Below are 12,986 nucleotides of genomic sequence, written 5' to 3'. Positions count from 1 at the left end.
TGCTTCAGGCGGTGCCCAGGGCAGCCGACCAGCGTGCATACCAGGCACGGAACTGGGCGTACTGGGTCTCGGCGTAGCGCTGCTGGGCCGGGGTGAGGGCGTCGCTCTCATTGAAGTGCAGGCGGTACTCGCTATCGCCGTTGAGCACCATCAGATGCTTGTAGTAGAGCACCAGATCGGCGCCCTCGTCGAACGAGGAGAGCACGGCCAGCGCGCGCTCCAGCTCCAGTGCCAGGCGCCGCGCCTCGGGGTCACCGGTGGCGGCCTGGCGGCTGAGCTCGACCAGCTTGAGAACCTCCCGTGGCAGCGCGTTGCCGACCCCGGTGATGGCGCCGCTGGCGTTGCAGTCGACGAAGCCGTGCACTACCTGGGTGTCGACCCCCACCATCAGGCTGACGTCATCGTCCTGGGAGGTGATGTGCTCGGCGGCGTAACGCAGGTCCTCGGCGCCGCCGAACTCCTTGAAGCCGACCAGGTTGGGAAACGCCTCGCGCAGCGCGAAGAACAGCTCGGCGCGGGTGGCGAAGCCGTAGTAGGGGCTGTTGTAGATCACCGCCGGCAGCTCGGGGGCGGCGGCCAGGATCGCCGAGAAGTGCGCGCGCTGGGCGCTGCTGGAGGTGCCGCGGGAGAGCACCCGGGGAATCACCATCAACCCTTGCGCACCGACCTTGGCCGCATGCGCGGCGTGGGAGACCGCCTCCTTCGAATTGACCGCGCCGGTGCCGACGATGACGGGCACGCCGGCGGCGACCAGCCGCGCCACGCCCTCCTGGCGCTGGGCCTCGCTGAGCAGCGGCCAGTCGCCCATGGAGCCGCAGTAGACCACCGCGCGCATGCCGAGATCGACCAGCTCGCGCCCCTTGGCGACCAGGGCGTCATAGTCGGGTGTGCGCTGTGCGGTGCACGGGGTCATCAGCGCGGGGATGCAGCCGCTGAAAATGGAATCGCTCATGGTTGTCCTCTGGGATGTCGGTCAGGGGTGGTGCGTGGGCACCTAGGAGGCGGTGATGCCCCAGGCGAACGGATCGCTATCGTCGATCAGCAGGGTGGCATCGGCGGTGACATAGGCGTTGCCGGTGATGAAGGGCAGGATGCGATCGCCCCGCCATTCGTAGCGCCCTTCGAAGCGGCTGCCGGTGATGCTGGCCTGGACCCAGGTCTCGCCGGGGGCCAGCTTGCCGTCCGCCGCCAGGCAGGCCAGCTTGGCGCTGGTCCCGGTACCGCATGGGGAGCGGTCGTAGGCCTTGCCGGGGCAGAGCACGAAGTTGCGGCTGTCGGCCGGCGGGTTGCCGTGGGTGTCCGCGGCGAACAGCTCGATATGGTCGATGTGGCCACCGTTCTCGCCGGTGATGGCCTGTGCGTCCAGCGCCTGGCGGATCGCCCAGGTAAAGGCCGTCAGCGCCTCCTCGTTGGCCAGCGTCAGCGCCTGGTCGTGCTCCCCCACCAGGAAGAACCAGTTGCCGCCCCAGGCGATATCGCCATGCACCACGCCGTAGCCCGGCACCTCGACCGGTACGCGCTGGCGATAGCGGTAGGCGGGCACGTTGCCCACGGTGACCGCACCGTCGTCGTGGAGGATGGCGCTGACCTGCCCCACTGGGGTATCGATGCGACGGGTGCCCGGACTCAGCTTGCCGAGATGGTAAAGCGACGCCACCAGCCCGATGGTGCCGTGGCCGCACATGCCCAGGTAGCCTGTGTTGTTGAAGAAGATCACCCCGCAGCTGGCCTCCGGCGAGACCGGCTCGCAGTAGAGCGCCCCCACCAGCACGTCGTTGCCCCGCGGTTCGAGTAGACAGGCCCGCCGCCATTGATCGTGGTGCTCGCGCAGCAGATCGCGCTGGGCGGCCATGTCGCCGGTCAGCGCCGGGAAGCCCGACATCACCAGCCGGGTCGGCTCGCCGCCGGTGTGGGAGTCGATGACGTGGATACGCTGCATGGGGGCTCCCGTGCCGAGAGGGCGGTGGTGGATGGGGCAAGGTCTGGATGATTTTATATTTTATACAATCCTCGGGAAGATAAGGGAAGGGGATGGTAGCTCTAGGTCGTCAGGTCGTGGCAAGAACCGGCGGGGAGCCAGGCGCCGAGATGGGATCGGGAGGCGACTGCCATCGTCGGTAACGTGTCCCGGTGGCACGCTCAGAGGGTGTTGCTTTAGACGATAACTTGGGAAACCGGCGCGACGCGCGCGGCCTCATGGGGTAAAACCGGAGGCGGAACACGATCGTGAGTGATGACAGGAGCAGAGCAGATGCAGGAACTCAACGCGCAGCCGCTGACCGCGGCGGCCTTCGCGCCCTTCGGTGAGGTGATCGATGCCCGCGTCGGCGAGTCGTTCGCGATCAACGGGGGGCGTACCCAGCGCCACCATGCGCTGGCCAAGGTCGATATTCGTGACGCTGCGACGCCGCCGCTGATCAGTATCTTCGTCAGCCAGCCAGTGACGCTGCCGCTGGAGGTCGCACTGCTCGAGCGTCATCCGCTGGGCAGCCAGGCGTTCATGCCGCTGCACGAGGAGCGCTTCGTGGTCGTGGTGGCGCCACCGGGCGATGATATCGATCCGAGCGCGATTCGCGCCTTTGTCACCGACGGCCGCCAGGGGGTCAACTATCGGGCTGGCACCTGGCATGCGATCCACTCGGTGCTGGAGCGCGAAGGGGAGTTTCTGGTCGTCGATCGTGGCGGCGCCGACAATCTCGACGAGCGGGAGATGAACATTCGGGTCGTGGTGCCGTGACGAGTCGGTCGCAGGCGATGAGCTAGGGTGCCCGTCAGGGGCACCCCAGCGCGTTGGCGTTGGCGTCAGACCGGTTTGCCGCCAACCGCCTTGGCCGGCATGTCGTCCTGCTCCATGCGTTCGCGTTCGTCGTCGATGATCTTGAGCGCCTGTTCCGGTGTCACCTTCGAGGCGGGCGTGACCAGGCTGACGACGACACCCACGATCAGCGCGACCAGCACGGCGGGGATGCTGGGATTGCCCCAGAACGCCGTCCAGCTGTCGACATTGATCACCGACAGCGAGGTCGCCGAGGCCGCCACCAGGGTAGCGATGGCCCCCTGCCAGGTGTAGCGCGGCCAGAAGCGTCCGAGCACGCCGCAGACGAACATCCCCGCCATCACCGTGGCGATCATGCTGGTGATATAGCTGATGACGTTGTTGGAGGTGAGCGCGAACAGCAGCGCCAGGCCGATGGTGACGACCAGCGCCAGCCGGGAGAGCCCCACGACCTTGCGCGCCGACGGCGTGTGGCCGGTGAACAGCACGTAGATATCGCGCAGCAGGATCGAGACCCCGGCGATGGCATCGGAGCTGGCGCTCGACATGGTCGCCGAAAGCCCCGCCACCAGCAGCAGCAGGCCCAGCCACAGCGGCAGGATCTCGGTGGCGAGGAACGGGAAGGCGAAGTTGCTGTTGTCCAGGTTCGGATTGAGCGCGTGGGTCGCCATGCCGATGATCGCCGGAATGACCGAGAAGAACAGATAGAGCACGCCGGTGATCACGAACGACTTGCGCACCGAGGCCACCGAGTTGCCGGAGTAGATGCGCTGGCGGTAGGAGGGTGTCGCCAGCACACCGACGGCGATGACGGCGGCGAGCGAGATGGCCGGTACCAGGCCGATCTTGCCTATCCCGAGGAAGGTGGTGGCGCTGGCATCCATGTGGGTGCCGAGGCCGGAGAAGCCGCCGACCTCGACCAGGGCGATGATCGCCATCACGATGAAGCCGACGAACAGCACCACCGCCTGTACGGTGTCGGTCCAGACCACCGCCATGTAGCCGCCGATCACGCAGTAGATGCCGAAGCCCAGCGCGACCAGGATGCGCGCCGTGGTCAGGTCGATCCCCGCCATCCACGACAGGTAGAGGCCGCCGCCGAGAATATGCGCGCCGAGCCAGCCGATGCAGGCGATATAGATCAGCACCGCGACGACGTTGCGCACCAGGCGATTGGCGCCGACATAGTAGGAGAGCTCCTCGCTCATGGTCATGAAGCGCAGGCGTCTCACCGGGGCGAACCAGAACGCCAGCAGCAGCACGCCGATCGCCCCGCCGATACCGTAGAGGGCCCCGGCCCAACCGTTGGCGTAGCCGAAGCCGACCGCCCCCATGCTCGAACCGGTGCCGACCATGGTCGCCACGGTGGTGCCGATGGTCAGGAAGAGCGGCAGGCTGCGCCCGCCGAGCAGAAAGTCGTCACCGCTACCGCGGCTGTGGCGGGAAACCCAGCAGCCGAATGCGATCATCACGATCACGTAAGCGACGAAGGTGCCGAGGAAGACTTGGCTGTTCATGGCTACCTCTTATAATTGTCGTCCCGGTCGTTGCCGCGACCGGAGCAGTGTGAAATGTCATGTCCTGTGGGGTTTTTCACTGCGGTCGCGCCCTTGCCGGGGCGCGACCACCTTTCGTTACCGCTTTCTCATGTCTTTGCAGTGCCGGGAGGCTTGCCCAGAGAGGCCTCCGCTTGGGCGCTCGTCAGGCGCGGTCGGCGCGATAGCACTTGATATCCACCTCTACCTTGCAGTCGACCACCAGGTCCTGGACGCTGCAGATCCGCGCCGGCGGGTGGTCGCCGAAAACTTCCTTGAACACCTTGTTGAACGAGCTGAAGTAGCGCGCGTCGGTGAGCACGGCGGTGACGTGGACCACGTCTTCCACGCCGTAACCGGCCTCCTCGGCGATCTTCAGACAGTTGGCGAAGGCCAGCCGCGACTGCTCGACGATGCTGCCTTCGACCACTTCGCCGTCGGTCATCGGCGTCTGGCCGGAGACGAACAGCCAGCCACCCGCTTCGGTGGCGCGGGCGAAGGGCAGCTTCTGGCCGCCGGTGCCGACGCCGCCTTCGACGCCATAACGCTTGATGCTCATGGAAAATCTCCTCTCTGGGTCAGGGAAGACCCCGCGCGGCGCGCGGGGCCGATACGGGATATCAGGCGGTGGTGGGGCGCGAGGGGCGCGGCGATAGCTGCACCTCGCGTCGCAGCAGGCGTCCGGCGCGGGTGGCGCTGGCCTGGCCGTGGCGATAGCCGATCACGCCATTGACCACCACCAGCTCGATGCCGCTGGCCTTGGCGATCGGCGCGCTGTAGGTGGCGGTGTCCTCGAGCTTGTCGAGGTCGAGCAGCACCAGGTCGGCGAAGGCGCCGACACGAATCTCACCGCGGTCGGTCAGGCCGAAGTTGGCGGCGGAGAGCCCGGTCATCTTGCGAACCGCCTCTGTCAGCGGCAGCAGTTTCAGGTCGCGACTGTAGTGGGCGAGCACCCGCGGGAAGGCACCCCATAGCCGCGGGTGCGGATGCGGATCGTTGGGCAGCCCGTCGGAGCCCACCATCGATAGCGGATGCGCCAGCACCTGGCGCATATCCGCCTCGCTCATGTTGTGGTAGACCGCCCCGGCCGGCTGCAGCCGCCGGGCGGCCTCCAGCAGCGACAGTTCCCACTGCGCGGCGATCGTCTTCAGCGGCTGGCGCGCCATCTCGGGATGGGAGTCGGACCAGGTGATGAAGATCTCGATCTCGTCGGTGACCTGGCCCAGATCCAGCGTCGAGGAGCCGGCGGTGTAGGGGTAGCAGTCGCAGTGCACGCCGTGGCTGTGTGCCGCGGCATCCAGTTTGGCCAGCGCCAGGGGCGCGTTGCCCCAGTTGCCGGCACCGGCGCACTTGAGATGCGAGATCACCAGTGGGGCGCGGCCGTGGGCGGCGGTGGCGAAGGCTTCGTCCATCGCCGCCGGCAGCCCGGCGAACTCGTCGCGCAGATGCGTGGTGTAGACCCCGCCGGCGCGCCCCACCGCGGCGACCAGCGCATTCATCTCCGCGCTGGGGGCGTGGAAGGCGTTGCGGTAGGCGAGCCCCGAGGAGAGCCCCAGCGCGCCCTCGGCCAGGGCGGTCTCGAGCTGGGCGCGCATGGCCGCGATCTCGGCCGGGCTGGCGGGGCGGTCGAAGCGATCCATCACCTGGCTGCGCAGGCTGGTGTGGCCGATCAGCGCGGCTACGTTGACGCTGGGACGCGCCGTGGCCACCGCCTCGGCGTAGGCGGCGAAGGTGGGGTAGCGGAAATCCTCGGCGCGCCCGAGCAGGTTCATCGGGTCCGGTACCTCGCCGTCGAGGCTGACCGGGCTGGCGCTGATGCCGCAGTTGCCGACCACCACCGTGGTCACCCCCTGGGAGAGCTTGGGCAGCATCTCCGGGGTGCGGATGACATTGGTGTCGTCGTGGGTGTGGACGTCGATGAAGCCGGGGGTCAGGGTCAGCCCCGCAGCCGCGATCTCCTCGCGGCCGCGGGCCTCGGCCAGGTCGCCCACGGCGACGATACGCTCGCCGTCGACGGCGACATCGGCGACGAAGGCATCGCGGCCGCTGCCATCGATGAGAGTGGCGCGGCGGATCAGCAGGTCGTGCTGGTGTGACATGGTCGCTCCTGGCGGCTCAGTCGCCGAGCGGCTGGCGATTGTCGCCACCGCGATGGGCATCGAGGGTGATCTTGAGTCGCCGCAGCTTGTCGCGGGTCCGCGCCCGGTGGCGCAGCGCCAGGCCCAGCGCCAGCATGTCCACGGCGGCCATCATGGCGTAGCGTGACGACGACGGAAAATAGATGAAGTCGGTCTCCCGCGAGGCCAGCGGCAGCGCCAGGTCGGCGATGCCGGCCAGCGGCGAGGCCACCGCGGTGATCGCGATCACGCGTGCACCGTATTCGCGGGCCAGCTCGGTGGCATCGTTGATCTCGGGGGTGTAGCCGCTGGCCGAGAGCGCCACCACCACGTCTTCCGGCTCCAGGGTGGCGGCGACCATGCGCGGCAGCAGCGCCTGGGGATAGGCGCTGATCGCATAGCCCAGCCGCACCAGCCGGAACTGCAGCTCCTGGGCCATCACCGTGGAGCCGCCGCCAGCGCCGAAGACCAGAATCTGACGCGCGCCATCGAGCATCTCCACCGCGCCCTCGACGTCGGCCTGCTCCATCAGCGTGCGGTTGAGCGCCAGGGTCTGGGTGGCGCTGTCGTAGATCACGCCGAGGCCATCCTCCTCGTTCGCCTCCTGGATGAAGCGACGGCCGGCGGCCAGGGCGCGGGTCAGGCGGGTCTTGAGGTCGCGCACGTTACGGCACTCCACCGCCCGGGCGAAGCGGGTCACCGTGGCGTCGCTGACCCCGGCGCGGGCGGCGATCTCGCCGATGCTCGCCTCGGCGACGAAATCGATATCGTCGAAGATCAGCCCGGCGACCTTGCGCTCGGCGGCGCGCAGGCTGGGAAGACGGGCGGTGATCAACGACAGGATGTCGACCTGCTGGCTCACGAAGCTCTCCTCTGGCGGGGGCCGGTCTCGGGCGGGAAATGCATGCCTGTTAGTTTCTATCCTAATTTCTGAATTCGTGAAAGTTATTTTCTTTTAACCTTCGTCGACAGCCAGCACCGGCCCCGTCCCGCCGGGGCGAAGCGCTCGCGGTCACAGTGACGAGGTCTTGAGAAACGCCTGCAGCCGCGCTGACTCTGGGGTCGAGAACAGCGTCGCCGGCGGGCCCTGCTCGGCGATGCGGCCGCCATCCATGAACACCACCTTGTCGGAGACATCGCGGGCGAAGCGCATCTCATGGGTGACCAGCACCATGGTCATGCCCTCCTGGGCGAGGCTGCGAATGGTCTCGAGCACCTCGCCGACCCGCTCCGGATCGAGCGCCGAGGTCGCCTCGTCGAACAGCATCACGCGGGGATTCATGGCGATGGCGCGGGCGATCGCGACCCGCTGCTGCTGGCCGCCGGAGAGCTGGGCGGGGCGATGATCGCGGCGCTCCCGCATGCCCACCCGCTCCAGCCAGTGGTCGGCCAGCTCCACCGCCTGGCGCCGGGACATGCCACGCACCCGGGTGAGGCCGAGGGTGACGTTGTCCAGCGCGCTCATGTGCGGAAACAGGTTGAACGCCTGGAACACCATGCCGGTCATCGCCCGCTGGCCGGCGATCTCGCGCTCGCTGGCGCGCACGCGCTGGCCGTTGCGCTGGCGATAGCCGATGCTCTCGCCGCCGATCCGCACCTCGCCCTGGTGGAACTCCTCGAGCAGATTGAGGCAGCGCAGCAGGGTGGTCTTGCCCGAACCGCTGGAGCCGATGATGGAGACTACCTCGCCCTCGTTCACCACGAGGTCGATGCCTTTGAGCACCTCGAGTTCGCCGAAGCGTTTGTGCAGCGCGCGCACTTCCACGATGGGAGTCATGTCGTTCTCCTGGCGGGGCGGTCGAGGCGCCGGCCGACGTAGCGTCCGACCTGCTCGATGGCGAAGTCGATCAGGAAATAGATCAGCCCCGCGAGCAGGTAGAACTGCATGTTGAGAAAATTGTTGCTGATGATCTGCTGGGTGGTGAGCAGCAGCTCGGCGACGCCGATCACGGAGAGCAGCGTGGACGCCTTGACCATCTCCACCGCGGCGGTGATCCAGGTCGGCAGCGCATAGCGCAGCGCCTGGGGGAACAGGATGTGGCGGAAGATGCCGCCGAAGGTGAGGCCGATGGCGCGGCCGGCTTCGATCTGCCCGCGCGGCAGCGCCTGCAGGGCGCCGCGCAGGATCTCGCCGACATGCGAGGCGCAGAACAGCGTCAGCGCCAGCACCCCGGCCTGGAAGGCGCCCAGATCGAGGCCCACGGCGGACGAGATATAGAAGGTAGCGAGCACCAGGACCAGCACCGGGGTACCACGGATGATGTCGATGTAGGCGCGCGCCGGCCAGCGCAGCGGCTTGATGCCGTAGGTCACGGCGACCCCGATCGCGATGCCCAGCAGGGTGCCCGCGACGATGGCCGAGAGTGAGACGCCGATGGTGACCGCGGTGCCCTGCAGCAGCGCATCCCGGTGGCTGAGCACCTGGTCGAAGAAGTAGTCCCACTGCATCTCAGTTCGCCTCCAGGACCAGGCGCTTTTCCAGCGCCCGCAGAATCAGCGTGATGGCGTAGCAGCAGACGATGTAGAGCAACGAAGCGACCAGCCAGACCTCGATCACGCGGAAGGTCTCGGAGTTGATCTTGCGCGCATAGTAGGTCAGCTCCGGCACCGCGATGGTGGCGGCCAGCGAAGTGTCCTTGAACAGCGAGACGAAGTTGTTGCCGAACGCCGGCAGCGCGTTGCGGAACATGATCGGCAGCACGATATCGCGCTGAATGCGGGACCGGGTCAGGCCGATCGCCTGGCCCGCCTCGATCAGACCCGGTGGCACGCTCAGCAGCCCGGCACGGAAGACTTCGGCCATGTAGGCGCTGGTATAGAGCGACAGCGCGAGGATGAAGCTGTTGATCTTGTCCAGCGACAGCCCCAGCTGGGGCATGCCGAAGAACAGAAACAGCACGATCACCAGAATCGGCAGATTGCGCAGGGTCGAGATCCAGGCGAAGGCGAGGCCCGCGAGCCAGCGGCTCGGTGCCCGGGTGGCAAAGGCGACGACCAGACCCAGCAGCGAGCCGATCGCGATGGAGACCAGCGCCAGCAGCAGGCCCAGCCCGATACCGCTCAACAGCAGCGGCCACTGCGCCAGGATCGGGGCGAAGTTGAAGTGATAGCTCATGGCAGTTCATTCACCGGCGGTGATTCGAGGACCGGCCGCCGCGCCAGATGCCGGCGCGGCGGCCCCGGGGCTCAGCGCATCTCGCTGGGGAAACCGGTCTCGGGTGCCGGCGGACGCTCGCCGAACCACTGTTCGAAGGCCGCGGCATAACGCTCGAACTCGACCCCGTTCATCGCCTGCTCGAGGGTGGTGTTGACGAACTGCAGCCAGCGGGCGTCGTCCGGCGAGACCGCGCAGGCGTAGGACTGCGGGTTCCAGGCGTAGCCGGCGTCGGTATAGCGGCCGCTGTTGTTCTTCATGTACCACTTCAGCGTGGAGAGATCGGTGGCCACGGCGTCGGCGCGGTGGGAGTTGAGCGCCTGATAGATCAGGTTCTGGCTCTCGTACTGGTCCACCTTCGCCTCGGGCAGGGCCTGATGCACCATCTGCTCGGCGTAGACGTTCTGCAGCACCGCCACCGTGATGTCGCTGCCGGCCGCCTTGAGCGCGGGGTAGTCGGCGTAGTCTCCGCCGTCGAGCATCAGCAGGCCGACCCCTTCGCGGTAGTAGGGCACGGTGAACGCGACCTGCTGGGCCCGCGCCGCGGTCACGGTCATCGCCTGGCAGGAGATATCGACCTTGTTGGTCAGCAGGTTGGGAATGCGCGCATCGGAAGATTGATTGACGAAGCGCACCTTGCTGGGGTCGTTGAACAGCCCCTGGGCCAGGATATGACCGATATCGGCATCGAAGCCCACGGTCTGGCCATCCTGGGTGAAGTGCCAGGGCGGATTGGCGCTGCCGGTACCGACGATCAGCTCGCCGCGCGCCAGTACGTCCTGCAGGGTGTCGGCGTGCACGTCGGCGACGCTCAGGGAGGAGAGGGCGAATACCGAGATGGCGCCCAGCATCTTGTGGATCGTGGTCATGGGTAGGCTCACCTGTTGTTGATGTTGTTTGCGGCTGCTGGTGTGCGGCTGCGATCCGGTGTCCCTATTCGTTGTTGTCCGATATATCGGACGGTTGTCTGGTTTACCGGATAAATCTATACTGCGCGCATTCCCGTCCGCCGCGCAAGAGGGGCGTATCCAGGCGATCACCGCCTGGATACCATGGCCTCTCATGCCGGCCAGCCATGAGGCGATATGCGTCAATCCACGACATCGACGTCCCGGGCGCGCGGCGTCGACCGCGTCATCTCGCTGTGCGAGCAGCTCCATCTGCATCGCGAACCGATGACGCCCAAGGAGCTGATGGCGGCCACCGGTGCGCCACGCTCCAGCGTCTATGAGCTGATCAATCTGCTCAGCGAGGCCGGCTGGCTGGAGACCGGCAGCGACGGGCGTATCTTCTTCGGCCGTGCGATGCACTACTTCGGCCTCGACTACGCTGACCACAACGATCTGCTGCGCCGGGCGCGGCCGGTGATGCGCCAACTCTCGGCGCGCTTCGACGAGACCACGCAGCTGTGCATGCTCGACGGTGACAAGTACACCGTCATGCTCAACGAGAACGGTGCGCGGCCGTTTCGGATCAGTTCCGAGGTCGGGGTCAAGGTGCCGATCCCCTGGACCGCCTCGGGGCGCGTGCTATTGGGCGGCATGCCGCGGGAGGTGATCCTGGGGCTGGTGCCGGAGACCGATTTCGTGCTGCCCAGCGGTGAGCAGATCGATATCGATGCCTTCCTCGCCGAGATCGAACACACGCGCCAGCGCGGCTATGCGCTCACCGAAGGGCTGGTGGACAGCTTCGCCTGCTGCATGGCGGTACCCATTCACGAGGGCGATACCGTCGCCCGCGCAACGCTCTGCTTCACCGTGGGGCGCAATGCCGATCAGGCACGCCGCGAGACCCTCGTCGAGGCTCTGCGCGAGGCCGCGGCGACGCTCTCCCACGGCGACTGAGCATGGCCCTGGCGCTGCGTGTTCCCTTCTCCTGCGTTGTCATCTTTCGCTCTGCCCCTGGAGGCCCGTCATGCACCACCCGCTCACTCCTGTTTCCGTGATCAACAGTGTCCCCGTGATCGAGAAGGGCACGCCGTACTGCGCGTCGACGCCGGCCAAGCTGCTGCGCGACGTGCCGCTGCCGGCGGCGGCGGTGCTGGCGCCGGCGCTGGCCCACAACATCGCCTGGATGCAGCGCTTTGCCGCCGACCATGGCGCCGAACTGGCACCCCACGGCAAGACCACCATGACGCCTGAGCTATTCAAGCGTCAGCTGGCGGCGGGGGCCTGGGGCATTACCCTGGCCACCGCGGTACAGACGGCGGCAGCCCACGCCCACGGCATCGAGCGCGTGCTGATGGTCAATCAGCTGATCGGCGAGCCCAACATGGCACTGGTGGCGGATGCCATCGCCGCAGGGCTGGACTACTACTGCGTGGTGGATGGGGTCGACAACGTACGCGCGCTGGGGGCTTTCTTCGCCGCCCGCGGCCTTCGTCTGCAGGTTCTGGTGGAGCTGGGTGTCGCCGGTGGGCGCTGCGGCTGTCGCGACGCCGATCAGGTCGCGGCGGTGGTGGCGGCGATCGCCGCCGAGCCGGCGCTGGCGCTGGTGGGGGTCGAGGGCTACGAAGGGCTGATCCACGGCGGCGACGAGGTCGCGGCGGTACGCGCCTACGCCGCGCGGCTGGTGGAGACGGTGCGCAGCCTGCGCGAGAGCGGGGCGCTGGCGCGCGAGGCACCGATCGTCACCGCCTCGGGCTCCAAGTGGTTCGATCTGATCGCCGAGGGTTTCGACCGCGCCGAGCTGCGCCAGCACTACACGCCGGTGCTGCGCCCCGGCTGCTACGTGGTCCACGACCACAAGCTCTACGCCGGCGCCATGGCCGAGATCAAGTCACGCCATCCGCAGCTCGCCGGCGAGCTGCAGCCGGCGCTGGAGGTGTTCGCCCAGGTGCAGTCGCTGCCCGAGCCGGGGCGCGCGATCGTCGCCCTGGGCAAGCGCGACATCGGTCATGAGCCGGATCTGCCCATCGTCCTGCGCCGCTATCCGCAGGGGCAGGCGACGCCGTGCGCGGTCGACGGCTGGCGCAGCGTGCACATCATGGACCAGCACCTGTTCCTCGAGCTGCCCGCCGGTACCGAGGTCGCGGTGGGTGACGTGATCGCCTTCGGCACCTCGCACCCCTGTCTGACCTTCGACAAGTGGCGTCGCCTGCTGCTGGTGGATGCCGACCTGAACGTCGAGGAGACCCTGGAAACCTGCTTCTGATGCTGCCCTGACATGCCGCATCACAAAATTGGAAATCCTTTCCATAAATATTGACGCCAGCATCCCGCTCGCTTAACTTGGCACCGGCGAGCGATGCCGGTGCCCTGTGCCCGACGTCGACGCCTCTCTACTTGCGGGCCATGACTGCCGATTGCGGCGGTGGTGGCCCACCCGAGCGCTCTTCCGTCGGGTAAGAGACCTTATTCACAGACGGAAGCTTGGCGAGCCATTGGCTCGCTTTTTTTTGGTTC

At 67.3% G+C, this 12,986-nt stretch carries 13 protein-coding genes; 3 read left to right on the top strand and 10 right to left on the bottom strand.

Translation table 11 applies throughout. From position 1 onward, the window contains the following. Window positions 1-4 precede the first annotated feature (4 nt). Together DOM67_RS00065 and DOM67_RS00060 are read right to left on the bottom strand one after the other, a co-directional pair. On the bottom strand, window positions 5-952 hold the full coding sequence (locus DOM67_RS00065) for a dihydrodipicolinate synthase family protein (RefSeq protein ID WP_110673644.1): 948 nt from the start codon (window positions 950-952) through the stop codon (window positions 5-7). A 42-nt stretch (window positions 953-994) separates the two neighbouring features. Continuing rightward, window positions 995-1,939, bottom strand: a complete 945-nt coding sequence (locus tag DOM67_RS00060; RefSeq protein WP_110673643.1) for a 4-hydroxyproline epimerase — start codon at window positions 1,937-1,939, stop codon at window positions 995-997. A 312-nt stretch (window positions 1,940-2,251) separates the two neighbouring features. On the opposite strand from DOM67_RS00060, the gene DOM67_RS00055 reads away from it, so the two are divergent. Beyond that, window positions 2,252-2,737, top strand: a complete 486-nt coding sequence (locus DOM67_RS00055) for an ureidoglycolate lyase (RefSeq protein WP_110673642.1) — start codon at window positions 2,252-2,254, stop codon at window positions 2,735-2,737. 65 nt (window positions 2,738-2,802) lie between these two features. On the opposite strand, the gene DOM67_RS00050 is transcribed toward DOM67_RS00055, so the two are convergent. From DOM67_RS00050 to DOM67_RS00015, 8 genes are all read right to left on the bottom strand, one after another. Continuing rightward, on the bottom strand, window positions 2,803-4,293 hold the full coding sequence (locus DOM67_RS00050; protein ID WP_110673641.1) for a sodium:solute symporter family protein: 1,491 nt from the start codon (window positions 4,291-4,293) through the stop codon (window positions 2,803-2,805). Window positions 4,294-4,477: 184 nt separating this feature from the next. Further along, entirely contained in the window at window positions 4,478-4,870 is a 393-nt protein-coding gene (locus tag DOM67_RS00045; protein ID WP_110650929.1) for a RidA family protein, read from the bottom strand. A gap of 61 nt (window positions 4,871-4,931) precedes the next feature. Further along, complete coding sequence (locus DOM67_RS00040; protein ID WP_110673640.1) at window positions 4,932-6,410, bottom strand: D-aminoacylase; 1,479 nt, start codon at window positions 6,408-6,410, stop codon at window positions 4,932-4,934. Window positions 6,411-6,426: 16 nt separating this feature from the next. Continuing rightward, entirely contained in the window at window positions 6,427-7,290 is an 864-nt protein-coding gene (locus tag DOM67_RS00035; RefSeq protein ID WP_110673639.1) for a MurR/RpiR family transcriptional regulator, read from the bottom strand. Between the two features lie 150 nt (window positions 7,291-7,440). Continuing rightward, a complete protein-coding gene (locus DOM67_RS00030; RefSeq protein WP_110673638.1) occupies window positions 7,441-8,205 on the bottom strand; it encodes an amino acid ABC transporter ATP-binding protein in 765 nt (254 codons plus the stop codon). Further along, window positions 8,202-8,876: an amino acid ABC transporter permease gene (locus DOM67_RS00025; RefSeq protein ID WP_106420567.1), complete on the bottom strand. Its 675-nt coding sequence runs from the start codon at window positions 8,874-8,876 to the stop codon at window positions 8,202-8,204. Before DOM67_RS00025 ends, DOM67_RS00030 begins: the two co-directional genes overlap by 4 nt. 1 nt (window position 8,877) lies before the next feature. Then, window positions 8,878-9,543: an amino acid ABC transporter permease gene (locus tag DOM67_RS00020; protein WP_110673637.1), complete on the bottom strand. Its 666-nt coding sequence runs from the start codon at window positions 9,541-9,543 to the stop codon at window positions 8,878-8,880. A gap of 71 nt (window positions 9,544-9,614) precedes the next feature. Further along, entirely contained in the window at window positions 9,615-10,451 is an 837-nt protein-coding gene (locus DOM67_RS00015) for a transporter substrate-binding domain-containing protein (RefSeq protein ID WP_110673636.1), read from the bottom strand. Between the two features lie 216 nt (window positions 10,452-10,667). Between DOM67_RS00015 and DOM67_RS00010 the strand changes: the two genes are divergently transcribed. After that, the gene (locus tag DOM67_RS00010) at window positions 10,668-11,426 is read left to right on the top strand and encodes an IclR family transcriptional regulator (protein ID WP_110673635.1); all 759 of its coding nucleotides are present in this window, start codon (window positions 10,668-10,670) and stop codon (window positions 11,424-11,426) included. Between the two features lie 70 nt (window positions 11,427-11,496). Beyond that, complete coding sequence (locus DOM67_RS00005) at window positions 11,497-12,735, top strand: amino acid deaminase (protein ID WP_110673634.1); 1,239 nt, start codon at window positions 11,497-11,499, stop codon at window positions 12,733-12,735. Window positions 12,736-12,986 lie beyond the last annotated feature (251 nt).

Origin of the sequence: Salinicola sp. RZ23, assembly GCF_003206675.1 — a bacterium.
Lineage (GTDB): Bacteria > Pseudomonadota > Gammaproteobacteria > Pseudomonadales > Halomonadaceae > Salinicola > Salinicola endophyticus.
The sequence above is the reverse complement of the archived record's forward strand: the minus strand, read 5'-3'. Positions and strand labels throughout refer to the sequence as shown.

Bases quoted from the DNA above. Each gene is read 5' to 3' on its own strand.
- DOM67_RS00065 (WP_110673644.1), bottom strand. From the start codon at position 952: ATGAGCGATTCCATTTTCAGCGGCTGCATCCCCGCGCTGATGACCCCG.
- DOM67_RS00015 (WP_110673636.1), bottom strand. From the start codon at position 10,451: ATGACCACGATCCACAAGATGCTGGGCGCCATCTCGGTATTCGCCCTC.
- DOM67_RS00005 (WP_110673634.1), top strand. From the start codon at position 11,497: ATGCACCACCCGCTCACTCCTGTTTCCGTGATCAACAGTGTCCCCGTG.
- DOM67_RS00055 (WP_110673642.1), top strand. From the start codon at position 2,252: ATGCAGGAACTCAACGCGCAGCCGCTGACCGCGGCGGCCTTCGCGCCC.
- DOM67_RS00010 (WP_110673635.1), top strand. From the start codon at position 10,668: ATGCGTCAATCCACGACATCGACGTCCCGGGCGCGCGGCGTCGACCGC.
- DOM67_RS00060 (WP_110673643.1), bottom strand. From the start codon at position 1,939: ATGCAGCGTATCCACGTCATCGACTCCCACACCGGCGGCGAGCCGACC.
- DOM67_RS00030 (WP_110673638.1), bottom strand. From the start codon at position 8,205: ATGACTCCCATCGTGGAAGTGCGCGCGCTGCACAAACGCTTCGGCGAA.
- DOM67_RS00045 (WP_110650929.1), bottom strand. From the start codon at position 4,870: ATGAGCATCAAGCGTTATGGCGTCGAAGGCGGCGTCGGCACCGGCGGC.
- DOM67_RS00020 (WP_110673637.1), bottom strand. From the start codon at position 9,543: ATGAGCTATCACTTCAACTTCGCCCCGATCCTGGCGCAGTGGCCGCTG.
- DOM67_RS00025 (WP_106420567.1), bottom strand. From the start codon at position 8,876: ATGCAGTGGGACTACTTCTTCGACCAGGTGCTCAGCCACCGGGATGCG.
- DOM67_RS00050 (WP_110673641.1), bottom strand. From the start codon at position 4,293: ATGAACAGCCAAGTCTTCCTCGGCACCTTCGTCGCTTACGTGATCGTG.
- DOM67_RS00040 (WP_110673640.1), bottom strand. From the start codon at position 6,410: ATGTCACACCAGCACGACCTGCTGATCCGCCGCGCCACTCTCATCGAT.